Source organism: Collinsella aerofaciens (assembly GCF_002736145.1).
Taxonomy (GTDB): domain Bacteria; phylum Actinomycetota; class Coriobacteriia; order Coriobacteriales; family Coriobacteriaceae; genus Collinsella; species Collinsella aerofaciens_A.
The window spans coordinates 2,218,871-2,235,861 of record NZ_CP024160.1 but is presented as its reverse complement, the minus strand read 5'-3'; the positions used below and the strand labels follow the sequence as shown (position 1 = coordinate 2,235,861).

At 60.4% G+C, this 16,991-nt stretch carries 15 protein-coding genes and 1 other RNA gene; 4 read left to right on the top strand and 12 right to left on the bottom strand.

What is annotated here, in order from left to right:
• Window positions 1-13 precede the first annotated feature (13 nt).
• The 3 genes from CSV91_RS09650 to CSV91_RS09640 all read left to right on the top strand — a co-directional run bounded on the left by CSV91_RS09650 (window position 14) and on the right by CSV91_RS09640 (window position 3,044).
• Window positions 14-1,378 (top strand): PFL family protein, encoded by a 1,365-nt coding sequence (locus CSV91_RS09650; RefSeq protein ID WP_035136908.1) that lies wholly within the window; start codon window positions 14-16, stop codon window positions 1,376-1,378.
• A gap of 320 nt (window positions 1,379-1,698) precedes the next feature.
• A complete protein-coding gene (locus CSV91_RS09645; RefSeq protein ID WP_232049609.1) occupies window positions 1,699-2,586 on the top strand; it encodes a methyltransferase domain-containing protein in 888 nt (295 codons plus the stop codon).
• A gap of 158 nt (window positions 2,587-2,744) precedes the next feature.
• The gene (locus CSV91_RS09640; RefSeq protein WP_006234690.1) at window positions 2,745-3,044 is read left to right on the top strand and encodes a YhbY family RNA-binding protein; all 300 of its coding nucleotides are present in this window, start codon (window positions 2,745-2,747) and stop codon (window positions 3,042-3,044) included.
• Window positions 3,045-3,113: 69 nt separating this feature from the next.
• Here the strand turns inward: CSV91_RS09640 and CSV91_RS09635 are convergent, their stop codons facing one another.
• The 8 genes from CSV91_RS09635 to ssrA form a co-directional block, all read right to left on the bottom strand.
• Complete coding sequence (locus CSV91_RS09635; protein WP_099432698.1) at window positions 3,114-6,113, bottom strand: AfsR/SARP family transcriptional regulator; 3,000 nt, start codon at window positions 6,111-6,113, stop codon at window positions 3,114-3,116.
• A 447-nt stretch (window positions 6,114-6,560) separates the two neighbouring features.
• Window positions 6,561-7,289 carry a glucosamine-6-phosphate deaminase gene (gene nagB / locus CSV91_RS09630; RefSeq protein WP_055251013.1) on the bottom strand — a complete coding sequence of 243 codons (729 nt, stop codon included), beginning with the start codon at window positions 7,287-7,289 and terminating at the stop codon, window positions 6,561-6,563.
• 272 nt (window positions 7,290-7,561) lie between these two features.
• The gene (locus tag CSV91_RS09625) at window positions 7,562-8,029 is read right to left on the bottom strand and encodes a PTS sugar transporter subunit IIA (RefSeq protein ID WP_306421699.1); all 468 of its coding nucleotides are present in this window, start codon (window positions 8,027-8,029) and stop codon (window positions 7,562-7,564) included.
• A 101-nt stretch (window positions 8,030-8,130) separates the two neighbouring features.
• Window positions 8,131-9,468 (bottom strand): phosphoglucosamine mutase, encoded by a 1,338-nt coding sequence (gene glmM / locus CSV91_RS09620; RefSeq protein WP_006234694.1) that lies wholly within the window; start codon window positions 9,466-9,468, stop codon window positions 8,131-8,133.
• Window positions 9,469-9,591: 123 nt separating this feature from the next.
• A complete protein-coding gene (gene rpsI / locus CSV91_RS09615) occupies window positions 9,592-9,987 on the bottom strand; it encodes a 30S ribosomal protein S9 (RefSeq protein ID WP_022094634.1) in 396 nt (131 codons plus the stop codon).
• A 2-nt stretch (window positions 9,988-9,989) separates the two neighbouring features.
• The gene (rplM, locus tag CSV91_RS09610; protein WP_022094635.1) at window positions 9,990-10,433 is read right to left on the bottom strand and encodes a 50S ribosomal protein L13; all 444 of its coding nucleotides are present in this window, start codon (window positions 10,431-10,433) and stop codon (window positions 9,990-9,992) included.
• 157 nt (window positions 10,434-10,590) lie between these two features.
• Window positions 10,591-11,469: a patatin-like phospholipase family protein gene (locus CSV91_RS09605; RefSeq protein WP_099432697.1), complete on the bottom strand. Its 879-nt coding sequence runs from the start codon at window positions 11,467-11,469 to the stop codon at window positions 10,591-10,593.
• 586 nt (window positions 11,470-12,055) lie between these two features.
• Window positions 12,056-12,419: a transfer-messenger RNA gene (gene ssrA, locus CSV91_RS09600) on the bottom strand.
• Window positions 12,420-12,658: 239 nt separating this feature from the next.
• On the opposite strand from ssrA, the gene CSV91_RS09595 reads away from it, so the two are divergent.
• Window positions 12,659-13,093, top strand: coding sequence for a hypothetical protein (locus CSV91_RS09595; protein WP_099432696.1), 435 nt, complete (start codon window positions 12,659-12,661; stop codon window positions 13,091-13,093).
• Window positions 13,094-13,151: 58 nt separating this feature from the next.
• On the opposite strand, the gene CSV91_RS09590 is transcribed toward CSV91_RS09595, so the two are convergent.
• The 4 genes from CSV91_RS09590 to CSV91_RS09575 all read right to left on the bottom strand — a co-directional run bounded on the left by CSV91_RS09590 (window position 13,152) and on the right by CSV91_RS09575 (window position 16,500).
• The gene (locus CSV91_RS09590; RefSeq protein WP_099432695.1) at window positions 13,152-13,667 is read right to left on the bottom strand and encodes a type II toxin-antitoxin system VapC family toxin; all 516 of its coding nucleotides are present in this window, start codon (window positions 13,665-13,667) and stop codon (window positions 13,152-13,154) included.
• Window positions 13,664-14,017 (bottom strand): hypothetical protein, encoded by a 354-nt coding sequence (locus tag CSV91_RS09585; RefSeq protein WP_099432694.1) that lies wholly within the window; start codon window positions 14,015-14,017, stop codon window positions 13,664-13,666. The genes CSV91_RS09590 and CSV91_RS09585 overlap by 4 nt, the downstream gene beginning before the upstream one ends.
• 143 nt (window positions 14,018-14,160) lie before the next feature.
• Window positions 14,161-16,176, bottom strand: coding sequence for a heavy metal translocating P-type ATPase (locus tag CSV91_RS09580; protein ID WP_232049608.1), 2,016 nt, complete (start codon window positions 16,174-16,176; stop codon window positions 14,161-14,163).
• A 78-nt stretch (window positions 16,177-16,254) separates the two neighbouring features.
• On the bottom strand, window positions 16,255-16,500 hold the full coding sequence (locus CSV91_RS09575; protein ID WP_099432692.1) for a DUF6110 family protein: 246 nt from the start codon (window positions 16,498-16,500) through the stop codon (window positions 16,255-16,257).
• Window positions 16,501-16,991: the final 491 nt, after the last annotated feature.

The following is a 16,991-nucleotide window of genomic DNA, read 5'->3' as shown; positions in this document are numbered from 1 at the left end:
TAGGAGCGCAAGGATGGCGATCACGCCCGCAGAAATCGCGGAAACCCGCGGCATGGTTGAGGAGCAGAACCTCGACATCAGGACCATCACCATGGGTGTTTCGCTCATGGGTTGCGGTGACGAGAACCTCGACCGCATGTGTACGAAGATCTACGACCACGTGACGCACACGGCTGAGCATCTGGTCGAGACCGCCGAGAACCTCGAGCGCGAGTACGGTATCCCCATCGTCAACAAGCGCGTTTCCGTCACCCCGGTGGCGCAGATCGCCGCTTGCTGCAAGGATGAGGACCTCACCCCCATCGCGCATGCCCTCGACCGCGCGGCCGAGACCCTCGGCATCGACTACCTGGGCGGCTTCTCCGCACTCGTCCAGAAGGGCATCGGCGACGCCGACCGCCGCGTCATCCAGTCCATCCCGCAGGCGCTTGCCACCACCAGCCGTGTCTGCTCCAGCGTCAACGTCGCCAGCCTGCGTGCCGGCATCAACATGGACGCCGTGCTCATGGCCGCCCAGACCATCATCGATGCCGCTAAACTCACGGCCGACCAGGATTCCGTCGGCGCTTCCAAGTTTGTCTGCTTTGCCAACATGGTCGAGGACTCCCCGTTTATGGCGGGCGCCGTCCACGGCGGTGGCGAGGCCGACGCCGTCATCAACGTAGGCGTTTCGGGCCCCGGCGTTATGGCCGCAGCCCTGGAGACGCTGCCCGATTCCGCATCGATGATGGAAGTCGCCGAGAAGATTAAGCAGACCGCCTTTAAGATAACCCGCGCCGGCGAGCTCATGAGCCGCGAGGCCGCCCATCGCCTGGGTGTCGAGAAGGGCATTGTCGACCTGTCGCTGGCACCTACGCCTGCCATTGGCGACTCCGTCGCGCGCATCCTCGAGATCATCGGCGTGGGCACCTGCGGTGGCCCCGGCACGACCTGCGCGCTCGCCATGCTCAACGATGCCGTCAAGAAGGGCGGCGTCATGGCCAGTTCCAGCGTGGGCGGTCTCTCCGGCGCTTTCATCCCCGTATCCGAGGACGCCGGCATGATCGCCGCCGTCGAGGCCGGTGCGCTTTCGCTCGAGAAGCTCGAGGCCATGACCTGCGTGTGCTCCGTTGGCCTGGACATGATCGCCATCCCCGGCGACACTCCGGTCGAGACCATCGCCGGCATCATCGCCGACGAGATGGCCATCGGCGTCATCAACAACAAGACCACGGCCGTGCGCGTGATTCCCGCCATCGGCAAGGGCGTGGGCGACTGCGTCGAGTACGGCGGCCTGTTCGGCCGTGCGCCCATCATGCCGGTGAACCCCAACGCCGGCACCGTGCTTGCCCACCGCGGTGGACGCTTCCCGGCACCGCTGAACTCGCTCAAGAACTAGCTGAGGGGGACTGGCGAGGAGCCCCGGGGAGGGCAAATATATAAGGTCGCCTGCTCGGACAGTCCTGACTCGCACGGAGAGCACATTAAGTGCTCTCCGGCTCGTGCGGAACTCGCGATCGACCTTATATGTCTGCCGCCCGGCGGCGGGGCTCCCGCACAACGGGACCTCGATTGGGTTCTATCCCTTTGGCAGTCGCTTCGCTTCTGCCCTACTTTGCTGGTATGGCGGTTTGGCGTTGGATCGGTTCTTTCTGATATATGCTTGTTGCGGCTCTTCTTTTGGGAGGAGTCGCTTTTTTGTTGCTAGGAGGTTGGCCCGTGGTTGATGGGGATGCTCGCTCTGAGCTGCTTTCTGCTGATTGGAATGGCGAGTGGATGCGCTTGCAGGCTGATCGGCGGCGGGCTGATGATTCTTTTGAATGGGATAAGCGGGCTCGGCATTTTCGGCCGCTGGAGACTGCCCCTTATGCTCGGGACTTTATGAAGCTGTTGGCGTTAAAGCCTGGTGAGTCGGTGCTGGATATGGGGTGTGGGGCTGGGTCGATTGCTATTCCGCTTGCTCAGGCTGGGCATCCTGTGATTGCGGCTGATTTCTCCCCTGCTATGCTGGGCACGCTTGATGCTGGCATTGAGTACTATGGGCTCGAGGATCGCATTACGCCGCTTGAGCTTGCTTGGGATGATGATTGGGATTTGGTTGGACCGGTCGCGAAAGCGGTGGATGTTGCCTTTGCCAGTCGGTCGGTTACGACGACCAATCTAAAAGATGCGCTTGCCAAGCTTGATCGAACGGCTCGTCGGCGTTGTGCTGTCACGATGGTCGCTAACTCCAGCCCGCGCTATGATCTGCACTTAATGAACGCCATCGGTGCCTCGGTTACCTGCAGTAATGGCTTTGTGTATGCCTTTAATATCCTCATTCAGATGGGTGCCCTGCCGCAGGTTACATACTTTGAATCGCCTCGACGCGACACCTTCGATAGCCTTGAGGCAGGTGTGGCGGATTTTTCCCGTATGCTCGAACATGGCAACGAGGATAAGATCGACCGCCTGCGCGATTACATCGCCCAGCACATGATCGAGAACTCCCATGCCGGTGAGCCGGGCTCCAAGGGCGTGCCGCAGGGGCGCTATATGCTCGACCATATCCGTAAGGTTCGCTGGGCGTTTATTGCATGGGAACCGGTCTCTGCGCCCAGCTCATAGCCTGTTCGCAGCCCGCACCGCCCACTCACTCGGCATCCGCATTCTTTTTGAACTGGGCAAACGCGCTCCACACCGTGCCGTTCCTGCGCTATCGTGGGACAGCTCACGTAGATTAAGGCCCCGTCGCGGGGCGCCCCATACATAGAAAGCGAGAACCCATGGCACTGACAGGAGCCCAGGTCAAGCAGCTTCGCAGCATGGCCCATCACCTCAACCCCGCCATCATCATCGGTAAGTCCGATGTCAACGAGGGCACCGTCGAGCAGACGGTCGCCTACCTGGAGAAGCACGAACTCGTTAAGTGCTCCGTGCTCGATGGCTCCAGTCTTTCCGCCCGCGAGGCCGCCGAAGAGCTCGCTGAGCGTTGCCACGCCGAGGTCGTCCAGGTCATCGGCCGCAAGTTCTCGCTGTATCGCGAGTCCTCGCGCAAGGACATCGAGAAGATCAAGCTCGTCTAAGAGCCAATGATCCGGCGAGCCAACACATAGCAAGCTTACGGGTGCCCAAGTACTTCGGGCGCCCGTTTTTTATCGCTCGACCAGCACGCGATTGAGCCGTCCCTCCACCAAGCGCTCGTATAGACGCCGCGTCTCGGGCTCGGGCACGCCATTGACCTGCTCCCTCAGATGGTGCATATGCCCGCTGTACAGCTCGACGATATCGCGCCGCCGCCCCGCCGCACTGTAGACACGCATGGCGCAGCGCACCATATCCTCACGCGCCGTTTCCTGTCGAAGCCCCGACTCCGCCAGCCAAATCGCCGACTGCAGATCGTTTTCTTCTAGAGCGGCATTGGCCCCCTTAATCATGCAATCGATGTACTTTGACTGCATAATGCGTCGCATACGCAAAAAGTAGGTGGGGTTACAGCCATTGGGAACATACAGCGGTCCGGCATAAAGCTGCTCAATCTTAAGGCATAGCTCAACTAAATGGGGCCCGCGCGCACCCGTGCGATTTCCCAAAACCTCGCGGCTTATCTGGTCAAACAGCCGTACATCGGTCTTGACGTAGTCGCCGTTGAGTCCGATGCATTCATTTTGGATAAGCACACACGACTTGCCATCCGGCGTCGGTCCCAAAGCCGACCGCAAGCGCGATATCGTCGAGTACAGGTTGTTGCGGGCGCTATTGAACTCGGCATGGGGCCACAGCTCCATGGCCAGCGTCTCACGATCGACGAGTGCATCCATGCCCAGCGCAAGCCGCTCGGCAAGTGTCGCCGCCTTCTTGCGGCGCCACATTTTGTCCGTGATGGGAAACCCGTCGCGCTCGGCGCGAAACGCGCCAAACATGCGAATCTCGATATGGTCAATGGTATCAACGGCTTCAACCTCGCCGGCCTGGAACAGGCGCTCGCCCTCCCCTTCCAAATCGTCGCGCAGCGAGTACCGCGACAGCTCGCGCACGGGAAGCTTCTTGCGAATCCTGGTCGCCGGCTCGCCCAGACAATGCATGGCAAGGCGCGCAAAGAGCCGATACGATGGTTCCAGAATCCCCGCGCGATTCATGGACATCCAGGCCGCAAGGTCGCTGTCTCGGCCCGCACAGGCCAAATGCAGCGCCACCATCCAGGCTTCTGCGCCACCAACCTGCGTCTGGCTTATATCGAGCAACTCCGCTTCCTCGCGCACCGAAACCATCGAGGTGTTACGCAGATACGCCGCGCGCTCCAGCAGCAATGCGTTATCGCGCATGTACGCAATCGACTCCTCGGCAAGTTTGAGCACTTGGACCGCACGGAACTTTGCATTAACCGGCCGTCCCTCTGCCAGCGACTGCCAGCCTTCTAGCAACAGGCCAAACAGCTGAATCTGGTTGTCGCGCATGCGCACGGCAAAACGATCGAGCTCGTTGAACGCCGCGTCGTCGGTTACCGGCAGGCCGGAAAGGAGCCGCCGTGCCGCCAACACCATGCGCACCCAGATAGCCATCGCCTTAAGCCCACGTACGTCGAGCGCCTCCCGCACCACCGTCATCTCGTCGTCGCGCTCGTCGGTTCCCGCAAACGACCCGTCAAAGAGCTCCACTAGCATGCTATCGGCCCGTATAACAATCCCCGCGATGTCGAGCTCACAGTCGTAGGCCTTGCTCGTTTTGAGCTGCTGTAGAACGCCGCCGTCATCTCCCCGCTCGGTCAGGCGGCGCTTGACCTCGATATGCGCAGACAGCATATCGAGTGCGGTATGGGATGTCTCGATTTCTGACACGGCCAGGTTCGTAGGAAGCCCAAGCCCGTTGTCCCCATAGCAAACAGCCGTCAGTGTCTGGGCCACCTTCCATGAAACAGGGTCTATTTCGCAGGCCGCCCGTTCGCCCCCGCGCTCGATGACCGATGCCATATAGCGAGCGAGCTTTGTATTGGACACGCTGACCGCTGCCAGATATACGCCAAGCGCCTCGGCAGGCGTTGGCTCTGGAGCCGGATCGTCGGCATCGATCGTGCCCAGCGCTGCTCGGCAGATATCGGCCCCGTGCCCCGTCAGAGCCAGATCGACCCCATACTGCCCAGCAAGTTCAAGGACCGCTTCACGGTCCAAAAAGGCGTCCGCCAGGCCCATCGCCGCATCGCATCGGCCCGCCTTAAGCAAAATCCGGGCTGCCCTCGGAACAAGTTCGGGGCGAACCTCGGCCACCAACTTACGCAAACGCAAGCGTCCGTTATCCTCCGTGCCCAGACACGTAAAACTCCGCTCGGCGGGATCCAAGCCAAAGATCGGGTAGTCGCGTACAAAGTAGGACTGGTCGACCATCGACAGCCTCACCCCACAAGCCTCGAGTTCTGCGATATTGCCCTCGCCCATCAAAATCATGAGACATGCCACGCAAAACAGCGCATTATTGTCGAGCGAAGCCAGATCGACAAGTGCCGCGCCATATACGTTGACAATCTCGTTTTCGAGCAGACCGGCTACGTCGCCTTGGCCATACAGACCCGTCTGCAATGCCGAAACGAGCTCGGGCACGCCCTGCGTAAGCTGATAAAAGTCGAGCGATGTGCTGATCGAAAACGCCGATGCCCACGCCGAATACTCATAGGCATGCACCTTGAGCATCTGCGCATTGATCTTAACCGAATCGCCCAGCCCATGAATCAGCTGACGATTTGAAGGACGGCAGGAGATAAAGACCCCTACCCCCATGGCGCGCAGGCCGCGAATCCTGTCGATGAGGTCTTCGGTATCGTGCTGATCGAGGTTTGGCACATTATCAATCGCGATAAGGGAGCGCGGTTTGTCTTTGAGTTCTTCGGTGACCACCTCGAGCTGCATAAACACCTCGCGCCCAATGGCGCGATCGGCCTCGATAATCCGCACGGGGCCTCGCGTCGGGTCGCATTTAACCTCATGGGTGTACTGCAGCAGCACCGAGGTCTTCCCAAACCCGTCGGGCGCATAAAGAACCACGATGCCGGCCTTTCGGCCCTTGGCGATAAGCTCAGTCATCAAGCGTTCGCGTCGCACCATATAGCCTCCGCCCAGCGGCATCAGCTCGAGGTCGTCTATACTGCCCAAATCGTTTACCATGCCCGCTCCTCAACTCGACCGTATGGACACTGTAACCGCAAGACCATACAAGCCGCGCTATGAATAGAGCGACCTTGTGTTTTAGGTTGTCTTTTGGTACGCAAGCGGCAAGTTTTTGTACAGCGAGGGCCGATTGTTATTAATCCCCCGACTAATCGGTCTTTAAGCAGGTAAATGGCTTGTCAGCTTGTCCCATCTGAGCGGCAGTGTAACGCAAGTGAACAAGGTTCAGCTATGTCATTCAACTCGCCTAGCACCCGCTACCGTCTACGACCTTTTAGTGGCATTATTGCATAGAATCTGGTATGGAATGAATCAAGCTGTTGGGCATCCGGCATTCGCCAAGCCTGCGGCAAGATTTTGGTCAAGCGGGCGGAAAGGGATAGCAAAAAGGCCCCCGCAAAGCGGAGGCCTTAGGCAAGGCTATGTCGAGCTGCAGGATTCGCGCTACTCGCAGAGCGAAAGGGCGGCCTCGTCGGCAACGACAACGCAGTTGGTGTGCAGCTGCAGGATCGAAGCCGGGCACGCGGGCGTAACCGGACCATAGCACATGTCATGCACGGCCTGAGCCTTGGCCTCGCCGTTGGCGACGACCAGGATCATGCGGGCATACATGATGGTCTGGGTACCCATGGTGTAGGCCTGACGGGGAACATCGTCGATGCTGTCGAACAGGCGGCTGTTGGCCTGAATGGTGCTCTCGGTGAGGTCGACGCAGTGCGTGCCCTTGGAGAAGTGGTCATCGGGCTCGTTGAAGCCGATATGACCGTTGTTGCCAATGCCGAGCAGCTGCAGATCCGGGTAACCGGCGGCGGCGACGATCTTGTCGTACTCAGAGCAAGCAGCGGCGGCGTCGGGATTGGAACCGTCGGGCACATGCGTGTTGTTCAGGTCGATGTTGATGTGATCGAAGAAGTTCTCACGCATGAAGTAGTGATAGCTCTGGGGATCGTCGTGCGAAAGGCCGCGATACTCGTCCAGGTTGTAGGTGCTGACCTCGGCAAAGTCGACGTCGCCCTTCTCGTACCAAGCAGCGAGCTGCTTGTAGGCACCGATCGGGGTGGAGCCGGTGGCAAGGCCCAGCACACAGTCGGGCTTGAGGATAACCTGCGCCGAGATGATATTGGCGGCCTTGCGGCTCATATCCTCGTAGTCTTTAGCTTTAATGATCTTCATTACGCGTCCTTTCTCGTACAAGAGAGGCAAGGCTCCCCTTACAAGCACTTGCCCGCGGCCCGCGTCGGCCGCAACCAACGTGTGCGGCCACCAGGGCGAGGTCGCGTAATGTATGTGTCTCGTGTCTAGCCGCGTCGAGGCCCCTGCCCGTCCACGGTGACCCGAAGCCTTTTAGCTTCGGACAAATCCCATCTTGCCACGGAGGGCGTCCTCTTTCAAGGGCGCCCTCCGTAAACGTGTTTGAATTGTAGGCTAATGGCCACGTGCACTTGCTAGCGCTCGCGAGCAACGATGAGCTGGTCCATCTCTTCGACATGCACGCCAACGGAGCCCTTGATGCTCGAGAACTCAACGGAGTTGCACACCAAGATGGGAACCGTCACATCGTAGCCCTCGGCAGCAATTGCCTCGCGATCGAACTCAATGAGTACATCGCCCTTATGAACGATGTCACCCACTTGCGCATGTACGGTAAAGTGCTTGCCCTCGAGCTGAACAGTGTCCAAGCCAACGTGGATGAGCACGTCCAGACCATCGACCGTGTTAAGCGCAACGGCGTGTCCCGTGGGAAAAATAGCCTCGACCTTCGCGTCAGCCGGCGCGATCACGCGCGTACCCGTAGGCTGAATGGCAACGCCCTGGCCCAAAAGGCCGGTGGCAAATGTCTGGTCGTTTACCTCGGAAAGCGGAATGACATCGCCCGAGATGGGAGCATCCAGCGTAAGGACTCGACCACGCATACCAAAAGACCTTAGGACTTTAGTGAACATGCTCCCCCTCGGACATTCCAATCAATCAAAATAACCTTGACAGTTTACCACTTGGCACCCGTTTTTGACCATTAGGGAAGTTCGCGCTTGACAACCTCGACGATGTCGTCAACAACGCGCTGGGTCAGCTCGTGCGTCTCGGCCTCGGCCATCACGCGGACCAGCGGCTCGGTACCGCTCGGGCGCACCAGAATGCGGCCGCGGCCGTCAAGCTCCTTCTCGGCAGCAGCGACGGCGTCCCAAATGGGCTGGCAATCGTCCAGACCGGCCTTGTTGTCGGAATGCACGTTGACGAGTACCTGCGGGTACTTCTTCATGATGCCGGCAAGATCGGTGAGGGTACGACCGGTGCGCTTGAGCACGGCCAGCAGCTGCAGAGCCGTCACCAAGCCGTCACCGGTGGTGTTGTGCTCCAGGAAGATGATGTGGCCGGACTGTTCGCCGCCGATGACGGCGCCGTCCGCGAGCATGCGCTCCAGAACGTAACGGTCGCCCACGGCGGTCTGAACCATCTCGAAGCCCTGCTCCTTCATAGCGATGGAGAAGCCCAGGTTGCACATGACGGTCGAGACGATCTCGGAGTTGGCGAGCTTGCCGCGAGCGGCGAGGTCAGAACCGCAGATAGCCAGGATGTAGTCACCGTCGATCTCATTGCCCTCGCTGTCCACGAACAGCACACGGTCGGCGTCGCCGTCGTGGGCCAGACCGATGTCAGCATGGGTGCGCAGCACGAGCTCGCGCAGGGGCTCGAGGTGCGTAGAGCCGCACTCAACGTTGATGTCGGTGCCGCAGTAATCGGTGTTGATGGCGTGCACCGTGGCACCCAGGCGCTGCAGCGCGGCGGGCGTAGTCTGGCAGGAAGCACCGTGACCGCAGTCGACGGCAACAACCAGGCCGTCGAGCCTCAGGCCATCAAGCGTATCGATGGCGTGGTCGACGTATGCCTTGCGAGCGTCCTTCATCTTGATAATGTGGCCCACGCCGGCGCCGGTCGGCAGCGTATCGGCAGCCATGGCCTCCTCGGACATGACCCAGGCGCTGATCTCTTCCTCGACCGCGTCGGGAAGCTTCATGCCCTTGCGGCTAAAGAACTTGATGCCGTTGAACTCCGGCGGATTGTGCGAAGCGGAGATGACGATGCCGCCGTCGAGCTCGTTTTGAACAGTGAGCAGCGCCACGGCAGGCGTGGGGATGACACCGCAGCAGTGCGGACGGCCGCCCTCGGCCATGATGCCGGCGGTCAGAGCGCTCTCGAGCATGGTGCCCGAAAGGCGCGTGTCACGGCCGATGCAGATGTCCGGACCAAGGAACTTGGTCGCCGCGCGGCCCAGGCGAAACGCGAGGTCGCACGAAAGATCGGCGTTGGCGACGCCACGGACGCCATCGGTACCGAAGATGTTCTGGGGCATAGGATTGCTCCTTCCCTAGCAGGCGATATGCAACCGCCCACCCTAGTCGAAAAAGAAAAGCGGGACCCGCCGAGGAATCGGCAGGCCCCGCTTGTACATTGTATCTCGAAAGGAGATAAAACCTTAGCGCTTGGAGAACTGGGGAGCGCGGCGGGCCTTCTTGAGGCCGTACTTCTTGCGCTCGACCACGCGAGCATCGCGCGTAAGGAAACCGGCCTTCTTGAGGTCAGCACGGTAGTCGCCAGCGTTCAGAAGAGCGCGAGCGATGCCCAGGCGCAGAGCGCCGGACTGACCGGAGATGCCGCCGCCATCGCACAGAGCGATAACGTCGAACTGACCGGCGGTGTCGGTCACCTTGAAGGGAGCAAGGGCGTTCTCAACGAGCTGATGACGGCCGAAATACTGCTCGGCGTCACGCTTATTGATGGTCACCTTGCCGGTGCCGGGGACGAGACGGACGCGGGCGACGGCGTTCTTACGACGGCCGGTACCCTGGTAGACAACGGTGTTCTCAGCCATCTTTAAGCCTCCAGCTCAATCTTCGTGGGGTTCTGGGCAGCGTGCGGATGCTCGGCACCAGCGTAGACCTTAAGCTTGGTCATCTGGGCACGGCCGAGGGTGGTCTTGGGCAGCATGCCGCGAACGGCGCGCTCGATGACCTTCTCCGGGTGCTTCTCCATAGCCTGGCGGAAGCTCTCAGCCTTGAGGCCGCCGTTGTAGCCGCTGTGGCGATAATAGGTCTTCGTGTCGGCCTTGTTACCGGTAAGCTGGACCTTATCGGCGTTGATGACGACAACGAAGTCGCCGCAGTCGCTGTTGGGCGTGAACTGGGGCTTGTTCTTACCGCGCAGGATCATTGCGATCTGGGTGGCAAGACGGCCCAGGACAGCACCATCGGCGTCGACGAGAACCCAGTTGCGCTGGACCTCGCCCTGCTTGGCGTAGTGAGTCGATTTCGAAATCACTTAGACTCCTCCATGTACAGTACGTGTTGTTACAGAGATTCACGGGGCTCTGCAAGTAACCCGTCCATATTACCCCGCTCGCCGTACGAGTCAACAGGTATTTTGGCTCCGACCAGAGTTTCTGCACATGTCATCCACGAGCCGTGACGTTGCAGCGCTAGCGCTCGACAAATGCCTCGATATCTCCCAGCAAGCGCTTTGCCTCCTGGCGGCCCTGGATATACAGGTCGAGAAGCTTGGCCGGATCATGCTCGACATGGCCGACCTCGACCGGCTTTTGCGGAGCGATGACCAGCGCGCGACCCTCGCGCTCATACTTCCACAGGTGCATGCGCTGGAGGTTATAGCGGTCGTGGCGTGTCTCGATAGCCTCGAGCAGATAGGGGTAGTCGGCATAGCGCGCACGCGCCGCCGGCAAAAACTCGTAGGGCTTTTTCTCATACGAGCGGTCCTGGGTGACGATGACGACCGCACGGTCGAAGCCCGCCTCCTCGAGCACATGCTCAATAGGAACCGAATCGGCAACGCCGCCGTCGACGTATTTGTGCCCGTCGATCTCGACCGGCGGCGTCACCAGCGGCAGCGACGTCGAGGCGCGCACGGCATCGAGGTCAAGTACGGCGCTTTTGACCGGCAGGTACGTGGCGGTTCCGAACAGCATGTCCGTCGCAACGGCGTACATCTCGATGGGGCTCGCATCGAACGTCTCGTTGTCAAAGGGATCCAGGCGGTCCTGGACATCGTTGAAGATAAAGTCGTAGCCGACGATAGAGCCCGTGGCCGCAAACGACGCGGCGCCCATGAAGCGGTTGTCGTTACAGAAAGCCAGGTTGATGCGGTTGGCACGGCCGATCTGGTGCGACTTGTAGTTCACGCCATTGAGGGCGCCGGCCGATACACCGTAGACAGCCGGAATCTCGACGCCAGCCTCCATGAGAACGTCGAGCACGCCCGCAGTAAACTGCCCGCGAAAACTGCCGCCCTCCAAGACGAGCGCGACCTTGCCGGCGTTCTTTGCCTTATCTTCTGCAGTCATATTGACCTCCTGCGATTGCGTTTTGGCCTTCTTCTACCCAGTTTTGGAATGGAGGGCGCGCAGGTTTTTTTGAGGCGGCAGGCGAAACGAAAAGTGCGTCCCAGTTTGAGGCGGGATTCCGGGATGTGCTTTCCGCTTGGACCGCCGTTGGGAAAGCGCGACCCGTTCTGAGCGCGGATTCCGGGATGAACTTTCCGCTTGAGGCGTCTTCCGGAAAATGAATCCCATTCCGAGCGTCGATTCCGGGATGCAGTTTCCGCTTGAAACGTCATCCGGAAACCGCATCCCAGTCTGAGCCGGAATTCTGGGATGGATTTTCCGCCTGGGACGACGTTGATGCGGGGCATGGCAGGCTGCAGTCCGATCGGCATCGCATCTATATAGGGTTGAAGCTTTGCGCGGAAAATCCGCGTATTTGCTTCGCAAATCCGCACCGGCTTCGGCCGCCTGCCGGCGTCCTCGCCCGCTCGCTACAAACGCTTCGCGTTTGTTTAACGCTCGCGCCCTGCGCAGAGTTCGATTCTCCGCGGTGCGGGCATGAAATAAAAAGGCAGGTAGATACGAATATCTACCTGCCTGTTACTTATGGTGGAGGCGCGGAGAATCGAACTCCGGTCCACGAAAGCCCCCTGATTGGCATCTCCAAGCTCAGTCGCTGGTTTTGTCTCGGACGCTTTGCGCGCAGCGACACGCTCGCGGCGTCCTAACCGGTTCGGTCTTAGCCTGCGCCATACCGATTACGTGCGCAGGAGCATTCCCCTAATATGACGTCGCGCCGGTGTCGGGGAAATCACCGGGTTGACGCGCCGCTATAAACTAAGCAGCGAGAGCCATAGGCTCAAAAGAAGAGTTGTTGTCAATTCAATTTGACGGTACCCCTGTTTAACGAGGCGAGGAGACCTCGGCTTGCTTCCTCTCTCAGAGCTATCGTGTCGAAACCAGTCGCCCCCGAATGTCGGGAAAGTCTGGATGGTATCGGGCCTGCAAACACCCGATAACCGTCGACTTTTCAAGGAACATGCGGGGCAAGCCCCGCTTGTGGAGTGTTATCTTACCACGTTCTGAAAGCGGACAGCTGTTCTATGCACGAGCTGTGAAGACCCCAATGTGCGCCACACTTCGCACTTTTGCTACCGATCGCGTCACGTATATTTTCGCCAAGCAAAATTGACCCGTCGAAAGGACCGTTATGGATACCAAGCAGCAACTTGTCAATGCCCTCGCAGGCCTGGGCTCAACCATTACCGAAGCTATGGATGTCATCGAAGGCTTTGTCCCCTGCGGACATCCCGCCCTCACGGTATCGAACGCACTCGTCGCGCTGGACGCTGACGATGATGCAGCTCTCGCCCAGCAGCTTGAAACCGTCGAGGGCTTTATCGACCACGTGAGTGAGAACCGCGGCGTGACCGCCTACCACGGCATCGAGGTCGAGCTCGCGGGTCCCAAAGCCGATCTGCTCGCAGCAATCCGCGAGGTAGGCGCCCTTATGCAGACCGCAGGCGTCAAGAACACCCAGGTCAACGAGTGGGTCTACCGCAGCCTGGCAGCACTCGACAGCTCCGACGAAAAGGCAGCCGAGCAGCTCGCAGAAAGTCCCGCCATCAAGGCCGAGCTTTTGTAAATAGCAGACGCGGGCCCCTTGGCGCATCGTCGTCCAAGAGGCCCGCAAACAATTCGCGTCAACCGATAGCCGCGCGGCCGCGTTCGGCCAAAGCAAGAATCGGCATCATTTGACGAGGTGTCTTTGCTGCAAGATCAGCATGTTCGAGCAGTTTGCGATCGTTGGTCACCAAGTAATCGACCTGCGCGCGCTTGCACGCGGCGAGCACCAAGTTGTCCTCGTAATCGCGATGGAGCGCTAAGTATTTGTCGGCCAGCCAAAGGTCCGACGCATCTGCACCCACGGCCGTGGCGTTTTCGGTCATATTCCGAACAAACGCCAGCGCCGCATCGCCAATCGCGCGGGCAGAAGCCTCGTCGAGCGCTCCCCCGCCGGCAAGAACGCTACGCTTCAGCTCATGTTGGACAACGTACAGCACGTCCTTGGCGATATGCACCGGAAAGAGCAACGTTGCGCCCGATTCCGTCGCCTGCCCAATAAACGCACGCGCGGCAAGCGACTCGGCATGGTCGACGCAAAACGAATCAACCCATACGTTGGCGTCCACCATGATCTTGAGAGGCGCCCCACTCACTGGATCATCCCCTTTTGGCGATAGCGCTCGTCCATGGCTTCGGAATAGATTGTGTCCCAACCGCGATCGTCGGATGCGGGCGACGTAGCGATGCCCAGGTCCGCGTAAAGCCGGTCAGCCGCTGCCCACGACGCGGCGAACGGCGTATCGGGCGCGACGGTCTGCTGCCGGTCGTCGACGGCCGCAAGCACTTCCTCGCACTGCCCGCCACCCTGCGCGACCTTAGCCACCACCTTTTTGATAAGCTCGGGCAGCGAGGCGCCCGAAAGCCGCAGCACCTCCTCGGCACGGTTCTTGACCTGGCGATCCACGCGAACGTTCACCTGCGCCATGCCGCCAACAGCACCCACGTCGATCCCGCTCCCTTCAATTGCTAGCCATGCTAGCACCACTATATAGAGAAGCTAGCACATGGTCAAACGCAAAAGGCCTGCGCGCGGACGACACCGATGCCGTCTGGGCGCAGGCCAGATAACGCGGGCGAACACGTCTGCTAACGCAGGTAAGCCTTCGCGTTGCCCAGGCTGTAGGCAATCGTCGAGCCGTTATGCAGCAGCGATGACGCTTGCGGGGTAATCGCGCCGGTAATGCCCAGCGCCAGGAGCGCTGAGTTAGTGAGCATCACCTTGGAATACGAACTCGTCAGACGGTCGATGAGGCCCTGGCTCATGCGGCGCAGGCGAACGATCGCCGCGAGGTCCGTATCGGCCAGGATGATGTCGGCGACCTCTTTGGCGATGTCGCTTCCGCCGCCCATCGCCAGGCCCACGTCGGCCAAACCGAGTGCCGGCGAATCATTGACGCCGTCGCCCACCATGGCAACGTGGCGCCCCTCGCGCTTAATCCGCTCCACATAGGCATACTTGTCCTCGGGCAGCAGTTCGGCCTTAAACTCGTCAACGCCCGCCTCGCGCGCGATGCGCTCAGCCGTGCGCTCGGAGTCGCCCGTGAGCATGACCACGTGCTTGACGCCCAGCGCGTGCAGGTCGGCGATGGCCTCGCGGACCCCGGGCTTAAGCGGGTCCTCGATACCGAGCACGCCCACAACGGTGCCGTCGACCGCCAGGTACAGCGGCGACAGGCCCTGCATCTGGGACTCGATGCGCTCCTTGATGTCGGATTCGAGCCGTGCGCCCTCGTCCTCAAATACAAAGTGCGCGGAACCGATGATGGCGCGACGCCCTTCAATGGACGAAGCGATGCCGTGCGCCACGATGTACTCGACGGCGGCATGGCGCTCGCGGTGCTCGAGCCCGCGCTCGCGTGCCGCATTGACCACGGCGCGCGCCACCGGATGCGGGAAATGCTCCTCCAGGCAAGCGGAAAGGCGCAGGACCTCGTCCTCGCTCCAGCCATCGGTGGTGAGTACGCAGGCAAGACGCGGTTGCGCCTCGGTGAGCGTGCCGGTCTTATCAAACACAATGGTGTCGGCCTTGGCAAACGACTCAAAGTACTTAGCGCCCTTGACCATCACGCCCATCTTGGCGGCATCGCTCATGGCGGTCATGACGGCGACCGAACCCGTGAGCTTGAGCGCGCACGAGTAGTCGACCATCAGCGCCGCTGAGGTCTTGATGAGGCTGCGAGTGGCAAGCGCAACCAGGCCCGCGAGCAGGAAGTTCCACGGGACGATCTTGTTGGCAAGGTCCTCCATATGCGACTGGCCCTCGGACTTGAGCGAGTCGGCCGTCTGCACGAGCGAGACGATTGAGCGCAGTTTGGTTTGCGCCGTATTGGCGCGCACGCGCACCAAGATGCTGCCGTCCTCCACGACGGTTCCGGCGAACACGTCATCGCCCACGCTGCGCTCGACGGCCAGCGGCTCGCCGGTCAGGGTCGCCTGGTTGACCATAGCGCTCCCCTGTTCGACAACACCGTCGATGCAAATGGACATGCCAGTGCGCACGGCGACCAGATCGCCGGGCTCGAGCTCGGTCGCGGCAACGCTTACCTCGGTGTCACCGACGACCTTTTGCGCCTTGTCGGGCACATCGAGCAGCGAGTTGATGAGCTCGTTTTCGCTCATGGCGCGGGTGTAGTCCTCGAGCAGCTCGCCCACGTTGAGCAGGAACATTGTCTGGCCCGCGGTGTCAACGTCGCGCTTGACGAACGAAATGCCGATGGCCGAAGCGTCGAGCACGGGAACAGTCAGGCGCGGCTGCGCGAGCTCACGGAGGGCGGCGCGCAAAAAGGTCATGTAACCGACCACGACAAACACCGCGCGCAGCGGCGTGGGCAAGAACCAGCGACGTGCATAGTGAGCGCCGACAAGCGTGGCAAGATCCATAACGAGCTTGTGCCTGCGTGGCTCAAGCTGCATCACGTAACCCGTCTTTGCGTCGGCAATGGCCTGGGCATCGAGCGCACCCAAGGCGTCGAGCACGCTCGCACGACACCGCTCGTCGTATTCGAGCGCCATCTGGCCAATGCGGCCGTAGACGCGCACCTTGCGCACACCATCGATTTCGCCGCTGAGCTTTAGAAGCGCATCGAGATCGCTCTCTGGCACAGGACCCGCCAACTGGAGGCGGGTCCTGCCGGGGATCTCGCTGATAATCGAGAATCTCATAGTTTGTGCCTGGGAGTGCTACTCGGCTGCCTCGTCAGCAGCGGCCTCGCTCTGGGTGATGTAGGCCGCCTCGGCAACCATGTCGTCGACCTCGGCCTTGGCCTGCTCGACCATGTCCTGGTAGCCATTCTTGATGCGCATACCGCACGCGATACCCTGCACGCAGGCATTCTTGATCGGGGCGCTGGTAAGCAGCTTGATGCCGGCCGTGCCAAGCAGAAAACCGCCACCGACAAGCAGGGTGTTGAACGTGGACTTCTTCATGATGTCTCTCCCTTTTGCCGCATTGGACGCGGCACGGTGCCTCAGCACCCGAGTAAACAAGTTTGCTCGAGCACACTTTTGGAAAATAGTTTAGTTTATCTAACTATTAAGGTCAACAAAGGTTAACTTTTTGGAAATCTTGAGGCACGATACGACCAAGGGACCGTCCCTGCGCCACATCCACAAAAAAATGAGGGCGCCAACAGCACCCTCATTCACCAAATTTCATTCAGCCCCACCTGACCCGAACGGCCGAGTCGTCACGGAACCGAGGGGCCGGGCGCAGGGCCTTGCCTCTCAATGAGTTCCCTTCAAAACAATGGGCGCGCCAACGGCGCGCCCATTCACTCTATTCCATTCAGCCTACCTGACCCGAACGGCCGAGTCGTCACAGAACCCGGGAGCCCCGGCAGGGCGGGTGCTTGCTCAAAATGAGTTCCGCACGCAAAGAAGGCCACTTAATGTGGCCTTCGTCTTGCGCAGGACTGTTC